This is a genomic window from Bradyrhizobium sp. PRIMUS42, assembly GCF_023006515.1.
Lineage (GTDB): Bacteria > Pseudomonadota > Alphaproteobacteria > Rhizobiales > Xanthobacteraceae > Bradyrhizobium.
In genome coordinates this window covers 1-223 of the sequence record NZ_JALBGZ010001677.1, presented here as the reverse complement: position 1 = coordinate 223, position 223 = coordinate 1, and the positions used below count along the sequence as shown (strand labels likewise).

Annotated in this window: 1 protein-coding gene; it reads right to left on the bottom strand. The window is 65.0% G+C overall.

All coding sequences use genetic code 11. The features are described 5' to 3' along the window. The coding region (locus tag MOV75_RS42250) for a hypothetical protein (protein ID WP_247008798.1) at positions 1-223 on the bottom strand (223 nt) is incomplete at both ends.

Here is a 223-nt window from a genome sequence, read left to right as displayed (position 1 = left end):
GAAGCCGACGACCGAGGCGATGAAGACGCCGACGGTTGCGGCCACCACGGTGATGCGGTGATTGACGCACCATCGCACGATGGCGCGCAGGCCGCGGTACATGCGGGTCTCATAGACCGCGTGCGGGTCGTGATTGTGGTGCGCCTTCATCTCCGGCAGCAGCTTGACGCCGATATAGGGCGTGAAGATCACGGCCACGAACCAGGAGGCGACCAGCGCGATC